General features: G+C 58.0%; 17 protein-coding genes and 1 other annotated feature. Of the genes, 11 read left to right on the plus strand and 6 right to left on the minus strand.

What is annotated here, in order from left to right; all coding sequences use genetic code 11:
- Positions 1 to 127: 127 nt before the first annotated feature.
- Positions 128 to 2,524 (minus strand): TonB-dependent receptor, encoded by a 2,397-nt coding sequence (locus U5A89_RS18155; protein WP_338162424.1) that lies wholly within the window; start codon positions 2,522 to 2,524, stop codon positions 128 to 130.
- A gap of 13 nt (positions 2,525 to 2,537) precedes the next feature.
- On the opposite strand from U5A89_RS18155, the gene U5A89_RS18160 reads away from it, so the two are divergent.
- Complete coding sequence (locus U5A89_RS18160) at positions 2,538 to 2,888, plus strand: hypothetical protein (RefSeq protein WP_338162425.1); 351 nt, start codon at positions 2,538 to 2,540, stop codon at positions 2,886 to 2,888.
- Between the two features lie 13 nt (positions 2,889 to 2,901).
- Here the strand turns inward: U5A89_RS18160 and U5A89_RS18165 are convergent, their stop codons facing one another.
- Positions 2,902 to 4,599 carry a right-handed parallel beta-helix repeat-containing protein gene (locus U5A89_RS18165; RefSeq protein WP_338162426.1) on the minus strand — a complete coding sequence of 566 codons (1,698 nt, stop codon included), beginning with the start codon at positions 4,597 to 4,599 and terminating at the stop codon, positions 2,902 to 2,904.
- A gap of 106 nt (positions 4,600 to 4,705) precedes the next feature.
- Here U5A89_RS18165 and U5A89_RS18170 point away from each other — a divergent pair, with 106 nt between their 5' ends.
- The 4 genes from U5A89_RS18170 (at position 4,706) to U5A89_RS18185 (ending at position 6,279) form a co-directional block, all read left to right on the plus strand.
- Positions 4,706 to 5,056, plus strand: a complete 351-nt coding sequence (locus U5A89_RS18170; protein ID WP_338162427.1) for a hypothetical protein — start codon at positions 4,706 to 4,708, stop codon at positions 5,054 to 5,056.
- A gap of 239 nt (positions 5,057 to 5,295) precedes the next feature.
- Entirely contained in the window at positions 5,296 to 5,586 is a 291-nt protein-coding gene (locus U5A89_RS18175; RefSeq protein WP_338162428.1) for a hypothetical protein, read from the plus strand.
- 178 nt (positions 5,587 to 5,764) lie between these two features.
- Positions 5,765 to 5,902, plus strand: coding sequence for a hypothetical protein (locus U5A89_RS18180; protein WP_338162429.1), 138 nt, complete (start codon positions 5,765 to 5,767; stop codon positions 5,900 to 5,902).
- A 194-nt stretch (positions 5,903 to 6,096) separates the two neighbouring features.
- Positions 6,097 to 6,279, plus strand: coding sequence for a hypothetical protein (locus tag U5A89_RS18185; RefSeq protein ID WP_338162430.1), 183 nt, complete (start codon positions 6,097 to 6,099; stop codon positions 6,277 to 6,279).
- A 764-nt stretch (positions 6,280 to 7,043) separates the two neighbouring features.
- Here U5A89_RS18185 and U5A89_RS18190 read toward each other — a convergent pair.
- From U5A89_RS18190 to U5A89_RS18200, 3 genes are all read right to left on the minus strand, one after another.
- Entirely contained in the window at positions 7,044 to 7,376 is a 333-nt protein-coding gene (locus U5A89_RS18190; RefSeq protein WP_338162431.1) for a hypothetical protein, read from the minus strand.
- Positions 7,373 to 7,693: a hypothetical protein gene (locus U5A89_RS18195; protein ID WP_338162432.1), complete on the minus strand. Its 321-nt coding sequence runs from the start codon at positions 7,691 to 7,693 to the stop codon at positions 7,373 to 7,375. Before U5A89_RS18195 ends, U5A89_RS18190 begins: the two co-directional genes overlap by 4 nt.
- 64 nt (positions 7,694 to 7,757) lie before the next feature.
- On the minus strand, positions 7,758 to 8,171 hold the full coding sequence (locus tag U5A89_RS18200; RefSeq protein WP_338162433.1) for a hypothetical protein: 414 nt from the start codon (positions 8,169 to 8,171) through the stop codon (positions 7,758 to 7,760).
- 184 nt (positions 8,172 to 8,355) lie between these two features.
- On the opposite strand from U5A89_RS18200, the gene U5A89_RS18205 reads away from it, so the two are divergent.
- The 5 genes from U5A89_RS18205 to U5A89_RS18225 all read left to right on the plus strand — a co-directional run bounded on the left by U5A89_RS18205 (position 8,356) and on the right by U5A89_RS18225 (position 12,527).
- Positions 8,356 to 8,949, plus strand: coding sequence for a recombinase family protein (locus U5A89_RS18205; protein WP_338162434.1), 594 nt, complete (start codon positions 8,356 to 8,358; stop codon positions 8,947 to 8,949).
- Positions 8,950 to 9,016: 67 nt separating this feature from the next.
- The gene (locus U5A89_RS18210) at positions 9,017 to 10,666 is read left to right on the plus strand and encodes a DUF6538 domain-containing protein (protein WP_338162435.1); all 1,650 of its coding nucleotides are present in this window, start codon (positions 9,017 to 9,019) and stop codon (positions 10,664 to 10,666) included.
- A gap of 146 nt (positions 10,667 to 10,812) precedes the next feature.
- Positions 10,813 to 11,472, plus strand: a complete 660-nt coding sequence (gene rhuM, locus U5A89_RS18215; protein ID WP_338162436.1) for a RhuM family protein — start codon at positions 10,813 to 10,815, stop codon at positions 11,470 to 11,472.
- Positions 11,469 to 11,822, plus strand: a complete 354-nt coding sequence (gene rhuM / locus U5A89_RS18220; RefSeq protein ID WP_338162437.1) for a RhuM family protein — start codon at positions 11,469 to 11,471, stop codon at positions 11,820 to 11,822. Before rhuM (U5A89_RS18215) ends, rhuM (U5A89_RS18220) begins: the two co-directional genes overlap by 4 nt.
- 402 nt (positions 11,823 to 12,224) lie before the next feature.
- The gene (locus U5A89_RS18225) at positions 12,225 to 12,527 is read left to right on the plus strand and encodes an Arm DNA-binding domain-containing protein (protein ID WP_338162438.1); all 303 of its coding nucleotides are present in this window, start codon (positions 12,225 to 12,227) and stop codon (positions 12,525 to 12,527) included.
- Between the two features lies 1 nt (position 12,528).
- Here U5A89_RS18225 and U5A89_RS18230 read toward each other — a convergent pair.
- Positions 12,529 to 13,757 (minus strand): IS3 family transposase gene (locus U5A89_RS18230; protein ID WP_338159455.1). Its coding sequence is split into 2 segments (ribosomal slippage): positions 12,529 to 13,469 and positions 13,469 to 13,757, totalling 1,230 coding nucleotides; the frame shifts between segments, so codons are not numbered across the junction.
- Positions 13,360 to 13,476 (minus strand) — a sequence feature (AL1L pseudoknot). It overlaps the preceding gene by 117 nt.
- A 67-nt stretch (positions 13,758 to 13,824) precedes the next feature.
- Between U5A89_RS18230 and U5A89_RS18235 the strand changes: the two genes are divergently transcribed.
- The gene (locus U5A89_RS18235) at positions 13,825 to 14,787 is read left to right on the plus strand and encodes a tyrosine-type recombinase/integrase (protein ID WP_338162439.1); all 963 of its coding nucleotides are present in this window, start codon (positions 13,825 to 13,827) and stop codon (positions 14,785 to 14,787) included.
- Positions 14,788 to 14,823 lie beyond the last annotated feature (36 nt).

The raw sequence follows: 14,823 nt of genomic DNA on the forward strand, positions 1-14,823 counted from the left end.
CCATCGCCCTTGTGACGTAATGCTTTGACGGTGCCCTTCAGGTCGTTGTCTCCGCCAACCCGCACGCAGATTTCCCAAAAAAGGGGACAGGATCAAGATCCCGTCCCTTTCGTCAGATCAACGCTGATCAGTAGCGGTAGCCGAGCGTGAAACCATAGGTTCGCGGCGGCAACCAGGTTGCGCCGATGACCCGCCCGGTGGAAATCGCGAAGGTAGAACTGGCCCGCAGCGTATCCGCAATATTCTTGATCCACAGCGACGCGGTGACATCCTCTTTGCTGGAGGTCCAGCGCAATGCCGCATCGAACAATGTAAACGCTTTGGCGCCTTCGCTCAGGCGATTAAACTCGGTGAAATAAATCGTGCTCTTGCCCGACATATCGCCAGACAAGGTGACGGTGCCGATGTCGCCACCTTCCACCAGATCCAGCTCGCCATGGACATTATAGGACCATTTGGGCGAATTGCGGGTGCGATTGCCCGCGAGTTGAATCTGGCAGCCGCCGACATTCGCGCTGCCGTCGACGCAGGGCGCGCCGAAGGCGGTGGGATCGGGGTTGGTGACGGGATTATAGGCGGGCTGTCCCGGCTGGGCGACGTTGCGGGGGTCGAGCGGATCGAGCGTCAGGAAATCCTTATACTGGCTGTCGGTATAGGACAGGCCGCCGGACAGGCGCACCCGATGCATCGGCCGCAACATCCATTCGATCTCGACGCCCTTTGCCTCTGTTCGCGCGGCATTTTCGAAGATGGTGGTATAGCCGGTGGGACCGCCGCCGATCGTCTTGTTGATCTGCAAGTCCTTGAGCTTGTACCAATAGCCCGCCAGATTGAGCGTCAACATGCGATCGAACATGTCGAGTTTCACGCCGACTTCATGGTTCTTCATCTTTTCCGGCTTTACGATCGTCGAACTGCCCGCGGCATTCTCGCCCGATCCCGCCTTAAAGCCTTCCGAATAGGTGTAATAGATAAGCGTATTGCCGTTGGGTTGCCAGTTGAGGCCGATTTCCGGGGTGAAATCCTTGAACGTCTTCTGCCGATAGGTGCCGCCTTGCGTAAAGGGCGCATCGGTAAAGGCCAAGACAGACCCCGCCGCCGGATTGGCGTTCGCGGTCATGACGACCGACATGTTGGCGGTCGATACCTTTTCATGGCTGAAGCGGCCGCCCAGTTTCAAGGTCAGATTGTTAAGGCCGATCGCCTTTTCCAGATCGAAATTGAGCTGGCCGAACGCGGCCCAGGCTTCGGTGTTGAGCCGCGAGCGCAGGCAGACGCGATTGGGCGCAACCCCCTCGTCAAAGCCGCACAGATAATCGGCATAGGCCAGGCTGATCGAACCGGGCGCTGCGGGCTTGCCATCGATGATGGTCGGCCGCGTCGCGAGAAAGCCGATATTGCTGGCCATGCCGGACGAGGACGACAGGCCGACCTGATCGCGGGGGCGCTGATGCTCGCCGAAATAATAGAGGCCGACGACGCCATTGACGATGTCGCTGTCATATTTGACCTGGAATTCGTTGCTCCATTGCTTGGAATTGATCGTGCGCGTCTGCACGGTCGTTGCGGTCGGCAGTTGGTTGACCACCGCGGAAATATCCAGATCCTGAATAAGCTGGGTCTTGAAATCGCGGTAATTGGCGACGTTGGTGATGGAGAAGGCGTCGCTCAGTTCCCAATTGAACGTAGCTGTATAGGATTGGCTCTTCGTATTGACCGACGGCGGCTCATCGCTGCCCAGGTCGCGCGGGCGCGTTGCAATACCGGCCGGACCAAGCGGCGCTAGGCGCGCTACGCCTGGGAAAGCGTCGCCATAATAATGGACCGCGCCGCTATTGTCGTCCTGACGAAAATATTCCGCCGAAAGCAGCAGGTCCGCCTTTTCGGAAAACAGGATCTGCGCCTGGCCGCGCACCATCTTGCGATTGAGGTCGTCGACGTCCCAATTGTTGAAGGGATCCTTGCCATAGCCGTCGCGCACTTCGCTCTTGGCCGCCAGGCGCAGGCGCAACCAGTCGGTGACGGGGCCGGAAACCGCCGCTTCGGTGTTGAGCGCCTGGTAATTGCCGTAGCTGAGGCGCGCATAGCCGCTCAGCTTGTCCGTGGGCTTGGCCGTGATGATATTGATCGACCCGCCGACGGCGTTGCGGCCATAGAGGCTGCCTTGCGGACCGCGCAGCACCTCGACCCGCTCGACATCGAACAGCGAGGTCAGTTGCGCCTCGGCCCGCGCGACATAGGCGCCATCGACATGCAGCGCGACGCCGGTGCTGCTGCCGGTGGTGGACGTATTGGCGCCTACACCGCGGATAAAGACCTTCGCTTGGTTGAAGTCGTTGCCGAAGGTGACGGACGGCACCAACTGCTGCATATCCTGCAAATTGCTGATCCCGGCATTGGCCAGCGTGTCGGCGCTCACCGCCGATACCGCAACACTGACATCCTGCAACGATTGCGCGCGCTTCTGTGCGGTTACGATGATTTCATTATAGCCATTGTCGGCGGCGACAGTGTCTTGCGCCATGGCCGTATGCGCCATGGCCAGCACCATCGCGGACGCCGACATGGACATATTCTTGCGCAGTCGCGACATCTTCTCTCTCCCTGTTTTTATTACCGGATTCACCCGGCATTCTTGTCTTTTACCTTCAAACGGGGATGCATCCACAAAAATGTTTTCCAAGGATACAAATCGCCATTCGATAGCGTATTTTGGGGTTGGGCACCATTTGCGGAACGGGGCTTCGAAGCCACTTTTTCATCAGAGCACGCATGCCGACCCTGATGCATGGGTGCGCAAGATGCATGCTTTAGACGCCGTGAAAACAGCGCGCATGGAATGTTTTGAACTTAGCCAACAAGCGTTGAACAGGGCGCTTGCCGCGTAGCGACCGGACGCGATTAGCGACGTGCTTCAAGAAAGGTTGTTCTGGTTGGTTGCACCGGGCGTACGGTTGCGCGCAGTTCCCGCTCCAGCATCGTCACCATCCAGCTGCGATGTTGAAGGATGAATGTGGTAAAATCGGCCGCGCTGGCAGGATCGAAGACCGGCACCTTCCAATCGGCTTGGGGCGCACTATAGGCTGCATCAAATGTTCCGTGTTCATCTTCGGGCGGATCGATATGACGCCCGAGAAACGCATTGCCCTTGAACCGGATATTTTTCGCCGGCGAGAAACCCGGCGCGATTTTATAGTCGGGTCCGCTGCGTCCTGCTTCATGACCGTAGCGGGCGGTGCCCAGAACCGCGAACCTGTTTTCCACGAAGCGAACATCATTGGCCCAACCGTCCCATTGGGTAGCGATTACCATCTGTGCATCGACAGGCAGTGGGACATGGACGACATTATTCTTGATCAACACGTCCGAGACCGGGCCGGAAAGCTGAAAAATGCGACCTGCATCGTTGCGGCTGACATTGAATCGGGCGGTCGTGCCGTAATTGCCCAGATTATCCTTATCGTTGCGTCGTGGAGAGCAAATAAGCAGAAAACCGCCCGCATTGTCGTGGCTGTAATTGTAGACGAAGCTGGTCCGGCGGGAATTGAAGTCGGAGTCGAAACCCTGACCATCGTAGCGGGTGACGGTGAAGGCGGCTTCGTTGAGCTGGATGAGGCTTCGGTCGGTACTCCATTGCCAAATCGCGGCATTATAGCCCGGCGCGCGGCTCCCGGCGTAGCGCACGATATTATGTTCGATAAGCGCGCCGTCCGTGCCGCGCGGGACGATGCCATCCCCGCCCACATCCTCGACAAGATTGTCGCGGATGACAACCTTTCCGCTGGGGAACCATCGCGCGATCGTGACCTGGTCGCTGATGCCTGCGATGCCGGACCGATCGACCCGCCAGACGATGTTCCGCTCAATCTTCAGATCCTCGAACCGCGTCGCCAGTTTGGGACCAAGAGCACGAAAAACGATTCCGCCATTATCCTTGCGGTCATTGGTCCCACGAACATCATGCACATACATGTCGGTAATGCGGATGCCACGCCTGACGCCACTATCTTGCGCCGAAACCAGCACGCCAAAGCGCGGCTGCACCGGCATGGCGTCATTGGTGACCTCCAGACCGCTGACGGTTATGAATTCGGCGTTGAAAATGGCGACGCCATAGTCGGCAACGCCTCCCGCCTCGATTCGCGGCCTGGGACCGACCCCGGTTACGCCAACCGAAATTGATGCGCCGTTTCTGCCGGAACGTGTCAGGATCAGCGGTTCGCGCCACACTGATCCTGCGACGAGCAAAACAGTGTCCCCTGGCTGTAAAGGAAAGTCCTTGATCCGTTGCAGCGAACGCCACGGCGCAGTTTGGGACTGCCCATCATTTCCGTCGTTGCCAAGACTGGAATCGACATAATAGGTTGCAGCCCAGCTGTTGACTGAAACAAGCATCCCGATCCCCGCGAGACCAATCGCAATGAAGCGGCGCACCAGGCTGCGTTGGCGCGTCGCGGAGGGACATGATCGCGCGCCAGTTTTCGTCGTTGCGGCTCGAACAAAGGGCAGTATCGTCATGGGGCGGCTGATAGCGCGCGCTGCCCGCCATTCAATTTGAAAGTCTTCGCAAGCAATATAAATTCGGGTGTTCGCCGACATATCTTTGGTTCGACCCTTACAAGCTGGGCAGCTCAGATTTCCGTAGCCACGGCTCTTGAAGCCATTTCGCGGGTTATAGTGCCATGGACAGAGTGGAGTTTCTCTGATGACCCTATATCGCAAATTGGTCGGAGGCTTGATCCTGCTGGGCGTAACGAGTCCCATCGCCGCGCAGGATTACAACTACGTGCCTGGGTGGGCTAATACGCACAACCATCGCTACCAAGGCGAAAAATCGGGGGAATGGGAGGCGAAGACAGTGCTGTTCAGGAAGTTGGCATCAGCCGGTCCAGACGCCGCCTGCACGCTCAAGCATTTGCCGGAGCCTGATGGCAATGTCATCGTCAATCGATATCGCAGCCTGACCCGTAAAACCAATGAGCCAGCGGCTTTGCGATGGGCGCATGGACAGGTGGCCATTCACCATCGACAAATGAAGGCCGTCGGAAAGTGCTGAAACCATACTGGTTTATCTGATCGCGAGACGGGCCGTGTCCGACCTTCTTGTAGTTGCTAAACGTCCAAATTCCAGCCTCTAGAGCAGTTTGCGATCCGATTGTATCGGATCAACCGCCCCAGATTATTGGTTTTACGCGATTTCCGAGTCATCAGATGATTCCATCTGATTAGAAATCGCTTCAGGTGCCGCAGGTCCGCTATCTCGACAAATGATCAAAGCCGTCGCTGCCGCCTCAGATGTTCGACGAGGACGAGATCGAGGTGCTTGCCCTCAGCCTGGCCGAAGTCCGTGCCTGGGGCGATCCGGCGCTGGCGTGTGCCGCCAATTCCGTCCTCGCAAAGATCGCCGCCTCGCTGCCCGACGTCCGTGAACGGCAGTCGCTCCACGCTATCGCACAGCTGTTTCGTCCTGAGCCACGCTATGTTGCCCCTCTTGATCTCGCACCTTTGCGGTCAGCATGCTGCCAGGAGGAAGCGGTGGATACTCCCGCAGCCTGTCATGCAGAATCGATAGGGCTGATGCGCTGAAGGGCGGCTTCGGCAGGCACCAGTCCAACTGCTCAGCGAGAAAGGATTCTGATTCCACATCGAACTCGAAAGTGAAAATCTGTTGTGTTCCAAGACGGAGGCGACCCTTGGCCTCTGGCCACTTTCCGTTCGTATCGGGCCGGGTCACCGCCAAGCTATTTGAAAACAGGAGGAAGTGATGCACCTTCGCCCGCCCGGCAGCGACATTTTCGGCGTGACGGTGGTTCATTCCCAGCAGTTTCTTATATGGGGCGAGACAGTGATACTCGCCGTTGCCGAAAGCGCATCGCGCCAGACGCTGTTCAAGGATCGATGAACCACTGACCAGCCCTCGCTCAAATAGAGGAACAAAGCTGCTATCCAGAGCCCCTACTGCCGCCAGCAGTTCTCGATCGGAAACGATGTCGTGCCTGCTCACCGCTTTCCGCCCTTCTTACGACGAGGCTTTCCTCCGGGGCGTTTCGTCGGCATCGGATGAGCACGAGGCACAGCAGTCGTAGGCCGCAGCCCATGACCAAGGCGACGTTCGATCCGTCGTTCAATTTCTGCATCAGACAGATGGGGGTTGTTGCGTTGGAGGTCGGCGCGCATGGCCTTGATCAATTGCTCGATGGGGACATCAGCAGCCTCGACCTTATTTGCGCGGTCGAAATTACGCAGGATGTTACGGATGGCGCGCTTGGGCCCATGTGATGATATGTATGTCATGACCCAAGGCTACTGACCTCGACCTTCCCGCCGCAACATTCACGTGCGACTGTCATCCCGACACCCTGCCATCCCGCAGATTTCCGACATTCTTGTCGATTGATCATGATTCCCAACCCGCAACTTTAACAACAATGCGGCTGCGGCCGTATGATCGGCGTCGACGATGATCCTGCCATGATGAGGTCGAGCATGTTGATGGCTGGGACGCCTTGGATTCCCGTGCTCCATGGCGGTGTCGATCGGCTGCGACGCCTTGGTGACCACTACGTCGGCGTGCCGCAACCATGATTACCGCGACGCCAAGATCAGATACATCTGTGTATCAGATTTTCCTCGACCGCGCTGATGTCCCCGTCGATCATGATCACCTTCATCCCAACGCGGCAGCGCTGTCCGGAGTGTCACGGTCTCGCTGATCGCGATCCGGGCAAAATAGTGCCCTTTGCATATAATATATAGAGATGGGGGCACTAATGGCCCCGGAGAGCGCAGCGTCCCCGGCGGCGGCCCGCCCGGTGGTCACATGACACTTCGGTCTATCGATCTGATCCCAGCCCCAACATGAGAACATGTCGGGCTATCGCGGCGGCCATGCCTGCGACAGGGAACTGTCTGGGCGCTGATGTCGTGTGGATGATCGATAACTTCTCAGCCCCGACCTGCCATTCCATAAACCCGGCTGTCAGGGCCCCTCCGAAGTCGGCCATTTCCGCCACTTCAATGATCGCCGTTTTGTCACTCGTAAATCAGTTGGTTGCCGAATGGGGACAGATCGGTGGCGCGTCGGTTCGCCTGTAGCAGCGGCCAAAAGCAAGGCCGGTTAGTCCGACCCGCTTCTTGCCAGCCGTTTCGAAGGCTGGGGTGAGGAGAGCTTTGATCTTCCGCTCCGCGTTCCGCCAGTAGATACCCTCGCCGATCAATTCGCCAAGGTCTGAGATTAGCACCGTCACTGGCGGCTCACCTGCATCGGCCGCACGAATGATCTCATCGGCTCTTTTATCGATCGCCCGCGACACTGCCTCCGCCACATCGGGAAACACGAACGGCGACGGTAATGGATCAGATTCGTCTGGCGTCATTGAACGCCCGTCCCCGTCAGGCGAGCCAGCATGTCGCGCACATCGGTATAGCTGAACCGATCAGCCGAGAGATTGCTGGGCGCGAACTCGTCACCTGCATCGACGGCTTCGCCATGTCCCATCCCCTTGAAGCAATGCTTCACACCATCGGGGCCTTCAATCTGGTAGTTGGGAGCGTGGCCGATGCCGGTGATGCCGAAGCGCACATAGCCCGCTTCGTCTCGACGAGGGCCGAAACCGAGATCGACCATTTTACCCATTACTGCGCGAAAGTAGCCGTCATCAGCCACCTTTTCCCACTGCCTGTTATCGCTCATTTTCCACTCCGCTGTTGAGGTTCGTAGTCGGCAGATGAGGCCTCGTATAAAGGCCCCATCCAGATCAAGCGACGGAGCGCCGCACCTCAGCGGGGAAGGAGTAGGTCGAGCCGCTCGAATAATGAGAAGCCAACGCCTGTGTAACCTTCACGCCGCGCGTCTCGTATTTGCCGCCGATGTGCTCAATGATGTAGCGGACGATCCGCCCGGTAAGACGCTTCATTGCGTCCTCGAAAGCAGGTTCGCCGATCTGGGAAGCAAGCAGCGGCTCGATGCCGACGACAGGCGGTCGCGATGACGCCGAGCATACCGCGCCAATCAGCATTGCCACACCAATGCGAGAAGTGAGCAAATCGAAGATGCGCTGACCGGTTTCGCTTTCGAACGCAGGCGAATGAGAGCCAGCTTGGAACGGCATATCAGCAAGGTTGGGATCACGCTGGAGCGCAACGCTATCCATGGTAAAACGTGCGAACATATCTCTTTCCTTTCATGAGGAACCCAGCCGCTAAATGGTGGCCGAGTGACTTCGATGAGTCGCAGTGGTTATATCACCGCATCTAATGTTTTTCAACGCTCAATCGATCTTCAACGCAATGTGCAGGAAAATTGAAGTATTTTAAGTGCTTGAGTCCATTCTCCAGATGTGAGAATCTGCGGCCATGAAACGCGTGGCGCTATATCTCCGGGTCTCAACCGACAGCCAAACCGTGGATAACCAGCGTCGCGAACTCATGGCTGTCGCCGACCGTCTTGGCTGGCATGTTGTGGTCGAACTGGCCGATGAAGGCATCAGCGGAGCCAAGGGTCGGGATCAGCGTCCCGGCTATGATCGGCTGATGCAGATGGTCACGCGCCGCGAGATCGACCTCATCGCCTGTTGGAGCGTCGATAGGTTGGGCCGATCGCTCCAGCATCTGGTCGGCTTCCTCGGCGAGATCAACAATCGGGGCGTCGATTTGTATCTCCACACCCAAGGTCTCGATACCTCGACGCCCGCCGGGCGCGCGATGTTCTCGATGCTTTCCGTGTTCGCCGAGTTCGAACGATCGATCCTGCGCCAGCGGATCATGGCCGGTCTCGCCCGATCGACCAAGCGATCAGGCCGCCCACCTCTCGATGCCGCCAAGGCCGACAAGATCAGGCGCGAACTCGCGCGCGGGACCAGTATCAACGCGACAGCAAAGAAGCTCCGCGTAGGAGTCGGCACCGTCCACCGGATCAAGACCCAAATGGCCGAACCGATCGCCGCCTGACTATCGTTACTAACGATCGCGGCTGACGCTGCCGGTTACCCTCACTCTATAATTACGGAGATCGAGCATGACATCACGCTCCGACGATACCCCTTCGTCCGCATCAGATAGCCCCGACGATCATGGCAGCGGTGCGGTTCCTCTTCTGGGCACCATTTGTTCTCAACCTATTGAGAATGCTGAGGGATCGTCGCATGACGGTCCCTCATCGCGTATCTGCTACACAAAGCTGCTACACAATCATGGTCCCCGACCAGCCCCAATCCCGCAGAATTCCGGGAAAAATGGCGGCCGCTCCTGCTACACAAAGCTGTTACACAATTGCCCATCCGGACTGATTATCCGGCAGGGTAGATATTATCTGCGACGCAGGGTTCCGCGCGACCTCCGGGAGGCGATGGGACGGGTGGAGATATGGCGATCGCTCAACACGGACAGCCTTCAAATCGCACGGCGACGATTGTCAGCAGCGGCCGCCCGACTGGAATTGATGTTCGAGGATGCCCGGTCGAAAGGAGGGCTGGTTGTCGACCTGACGCTCCTGAAACCGCTCGACGACTATCTTCCTGATATCGGTCCACGCACCATCACTGCCCCCAAGGGTGAAGAGGCTCCTCCTCTCGGCGTGACGCTTGGAGAGGCCTATGAGCGATATCTCTCCGATCCGACGCACCAATGGTCGGCGCGAACGCGAGAGACCTACGACACCGTCCGCAAACTCGCGGTTTCCGTGATTGGAGCGGAAACCGAAATCCGAAGCCCCTCTCGCAGTCACATGCGCCGTCTGATGGAGGTGCTGCGCTATCTGCCCCGAAACGCGACGAAGCTCTTCCCCGACCTCTCACCCGAACAGGCATCGGCCCGGCTGAAGGAGACCGGGAAGGGCGTGCCCATCAGTGTTGCGAACGCCAACGTCTATCTCAGCAGCCTGTCGAGCTTCCTCAACTGGGCGGTCGATGAGGAATTGGCCGAGCGGAACCCCGCGAGAGGCCTTCGCTTCGCCGACAGCACAGCCAAGAAGGATAAGCGCAATCCATTCTTGCCAGACCAATTGCGTCTCATCTTCCATGCCCCTCTCTATACGGGGTGCAAGGATGGGGACCGGGGCTACGCGACGCCCGGTCACGAGCGCCCGCAAAATGCGCGCTACTGGGTTCCGCTCATCGCCCTGCACAGCGGGATGCGACTGAACGAGATATGCCAGTTGGACACGAAAGATGTGCGGATGATCGAGGGTGTGCCCTGCATGGTGATCACGACAGAGTCGCTCGTGGGCAGCACGGACAAGCAGCTAAAGACGGGTGCGAGCGAACGGCTGATTCCCATCCATCACCGCCTTCTTGATCTCGACCTGATGACATATGTCGCCCAGAAACGGCGAGCGGGGGAGGCGAAGCTCTTTGCTGACATCGATCTCGGCACCAACGGCGTCAGGGCTGTCGCTTTCAGCAAATGGTTCACCCAGTTCCTTGGGAACATCGGCGCGCGGCGCAAGAAGACATGCTTCCATTCGCTGAGGCACTGTTTCCGGGATGAACTGAGGCATGCCCGAATTGAACACGACCTTGCGATGGCCCTTGGGGGATGGACGACCGGCCCCTCCACGCATGGAAAGGTTTCGGAAAATTACGGGCGGGGGCATCGGATCGAGGTGCTGGCGGAAGCCGTGAACAAGCTCACTTTCGCCGATGTTGATCTCTCTCATCTCGGGCGTTGATTGGGAACATAAGGCCGTGATCCCGCCGCCCGGTGACATCGCAGGTGATCAACAGTTCCTGTGTTGTTCTCTTTGCTCTACAGAGTAGCGCATCATGAGGAAGTCGATGAATCAGCTATCCGGGTATCCCACGAGAAGGCTCAACCATGTCGGGTGAAATGATTCTTTATAGCACCGAGGATGGCGCAACCGTCGTCCAACTGAAGGCGCGGGACGGATCGGTCTGGCTCAGTCAGGCGCAGATTGCTGAGCTTTTCGAAGCAACGAAGCAGAATGTCAGCCTGCACATCCGGCATATCCTCGAAGAGGGAGAGCTAGAGGAGGGGGCAGTCGTCAAGGAATACTTGACAACTGCCGCCGACGGTAAGGCCTATCGGACGTTGCATTATAGCCTTTCCATGATCCTCGCGATCGGCTTCCGTGTGCGTTCGGCGCGAGGCTTGCAGTTCCGGCGTTGGGCGGCGACCAGTCTGTCGGAATATCTGGTGAAAGGCTTCGTCATGGACGATGCCCGCCTGAAGGAGCCGGGCACCGACTATTTCGAAGAACTGCTGGCCCGCATTCGCGATATCCGATCGTCGGAGCGGATGTTCTACCAGAAGGTCTTGGACATCTACGGCACCAGCGTGGACTATGATCGGAACGCAGAAACGACCCAGATTTTCTTTCAGACGGTGCAAAACAAGATGCACTGGGCGGCGCATGGCCATACCGCTGCCGAGGTGATTTCCGCCCGCGTCAGCGCGAGCAAGGATCATGTCGGGCTCACCTGTCCAAGGGCGGCCCACCGCGCAAGACCGACGTGACCATCGCGAAGAACTATCTTTCCGAGGATGAAATACAGGCTCTCAACCGGATCGTGACGGCTTATCTGGAATTCGCCGAACTTCAGGCGATGAACCGCAAGCCGATGACCATGCACGACTGGATCGCGAAACTGGATAATTTCTTGGCGCTCAGCGACCGCGACATCCTGAGTCATGCAGGCAAGGTCAAGGCGGATGCCGCGAAGGCCAAAGCCCAGATTGAATATGAAAAATGGCACGCGGAGCACCTGAACAAGCCTAGCATGGTGAAGCGGCATTTCGTCGAAGCTACGACAAAGGCGAAGAAAATCGGCGCTTCTCGCCCCTCGTCGAAGCATAGAGAGAACTGAACCAGCGGCCGCCATTTTTCCCGGAATTCTGCGGGATTGAGGCTGGTCGGGGACCATGATTGTGTAGCAGCTTTGTGTAGCAGATACGCGATGAGGGACCGTCATGCGACGATCCCTCAGCATTCTCAATAGGTTGAGAACAAATGGTGCCCAGAAGAGGAAAGCGCTGAGGGTGCCGGGATGAACCCTCGATCGTGGTCAGATTTTCTCCATTGAGATCAACGATGTCGGTGTTCGGCAGTGTGAGTCCCAGAAGAGGACTCGAATTTAGAGTTCACCACTGTCCGAGGCTGTCCTTTTCTATATGATTATAAAGTATAATATCTGGTTGCTGTTCCGCTATCGTTCGTTGACGTTCGTATTCATTCGAGTCATTATGTGGGAACGAATAGGGGAACGAATATGCCTCCACTCACTGCCATTTCAGCAAAAAATGCAAAGCCGGGACGCCATGGTGACGGGAGGGGCCTTTATCTACTCGTCAAACCAACCGGAGCCAAATCTTGGCTGCTCCGTGTTCAGGTAGATGGCAGGCGGCGTGACATCGGACTTGGGAGCTTTAGAGAAGCCCCCAGAAAGGCCCTCGTTGCTGGCGCGCTAGCGGTCGAAATCCCAATCTTGCACCGTCAAGTCTTGACCCTTAGCGAAGCCCGCGAAAAAGCTGAATTGAACCGCGCCGGATTTGCCGGAGGCGTTGGGTTGTGAGTCACGCTGCCATATCGATGTTGTCCGCGGCAGCATAATATTGATCTTCGGCTTCGGCAGGCGGGATGTTGCCGATAGGCTCCAGCAGCCGGCGATTGTTGAACCAGTCGACCCATTCGAGCGTGGCATACTCGACCGCTTCGAAGCTGCGCCACGGTCCTCGCCGGTGGATCACCTCGGCTTTGTAAAGGCCGTTGATCGTCTCAGCCAAAGCATTGTCGTAGCTGTCGCCGACGCTGCCGACAGACGGCTCGATCCCGGCTTCGGCGAGGCGCTCGGTGTATTTGATGGACACGTATTGCGACCCGCGGTCGCTATGATGGATGAGGCCGCCCCGATGGGCCGGCCGTCGATCATAAAGCGCCTGTTCCAGCGCATCGAGGACGAAGCTTGCGTGCGCTGTCCTGCTGGCTCGCCAGCCTACAATCCGCCTGGCGTAGGTATCGATGATGAAAGCGACGTAAACGAAGCCGGCCCAGGTCGCGACATAGGTAAAGTCGGATACCCACAGCATGTTCGGCGCTGGCGCGTAGAACCTGCGGTTAACGTGATCGAGCGGGCAAGCTGCTGCCTTGTCGCTGATGGTCGTGCGCACTGGCTTGCCCCGGATCACTCCGGCCAAGCCCATCTCGCGCATCAGCCGGGCGACCGTACAGCGGGCGACGGGCACGCCCTCCCGCATCATCTGCCGCCACACCTTGCGCACGCCGTAGACCGCGAAGTTCTCGGCGAACACGCGCGCGATCTCCGGCTTGAGGGCCGCATCCCGCCGCGCCCGCGCCGACAAGCGTGTCGGATCCTGTCGCTGCGCGACGCGCTCGTGATAAGTGGATGGGGCGATCGGCAGGACGCGGCAGATCGGCTCGACCCCATAGGCATCGCGGTGATCGTCAATGAACGCAATCATCGCCGAAACGGGCGGTCGAGCTCCGCCTGAGCAAAATATGCCGATGCCTTGCGGAGAATCTCATTGGCCTGCCGCAGTTCGCGAACCTCGCGCTCCAGCGCCTTCACCCTGTCGGCAATTTCGGCTGGGACACCCGCCCGCTTACCGCTGTCGACCTCAGCCTTCTTCACCCACTCATGCAGCGTCGGCGGTGAGCAGCCGATCTTCTCGGCAATCGATACCACCGCGGCCCAGCGCGATGGGTAATCCCGCTCGTGATCCAGCACCATCCGGATCGCTCGCTCGCGTACTTCCGGCGCAAATTTGTTCGTCGTCTTGCTCATATCGGCTCCATCTACTCAAGAGTTGGAGCCTCCGACAAACCCGGCGCGGTTCAAATTGCTTCGGACGATGGCGAAATCCGGCCTAGATCCTGTGGCAGAGCGAGACCGCGAGCGCCGATCGAGTCCGACGTTTAGCGAAGCCGCAAAAGCAACTCATCTAGCCCTAAAATCGGGCTGGAAGGAGAAGGGGGCCCAAGTGTTCATCAAATCGCTGGAGAACCATGCGTATCCAGCTTTCGGCGGCAAACGAGTGGATGACATCTCTGCTGGCGACATCACGGCTGCGCTTGCACCGATATGGACCTCCAAACCGGACATGGCCCGCAAGGTTAAACAACGCATTCGCAACGTTCTCGACTTTGCGCACAGCAAAGGGTGGCGTCCGACGGAGGCTCCGGGCCGGTCAGTCGCCGTGGCCCTTCCACGTCAACCGAAGGGCGGGCATCACTCGGCGATGCCTTATGTTGAGGCTCCTGCTTTCGTCGCAAAGTTGCAAGCCGATGCTCCAACAATCGGAAGGCAAGCGCTTCTCTTTCAGATTTTCACGGCTGCTCGTCAGGGCGAGGTACGTGCTGCGCGTTGGGAGCAAATCAACTTGGCAAAGCGCGAATGGAATAGGCCGGCTGACATAATGAAAACGCACCAATCACATATTGTCACGCTGAACGAAGCTGCTGTCTGGCTGTTAAAGTCTATGAATGGGAATCATGTGCCAAATCCCAAAGACCTGATCTTTGCTGGAAAGGGCGGAACAATGTTATCGGACATGACCGCTTCAAAGGTATTGCGGACGGCTGGGGTTCCATACAACGCACACGGCTTTCGCAGCTCGTTCCGCGATTGGGCGGCGGAAAAAATGCCTAATTTCCCTGACGATGTTGCAGAAGCTGCACTCGCTCACGTTGTCGCCGACCGGGTCGTACGAGCATACAAACGAACCACTTTTCTTGAAATGAGACGAGAACTGCTCGAAGCTTGGAGCCATTTTTTGCAGCCCAGCGTTGCCATACCCTCTGCGGTGACCGCCTAATGCGCTACTGCTACTCGGGCATGGAGGCTGAGTGTC

This window comes from Sphingobium sp. HWE2-09 (assembly GCF_035989265.1).
GTDB lineage: Bacteria > Pseudomonadota > Alphaproteobacteria > Sphingomonadales > Sphingomonadaceae > Sphingobium.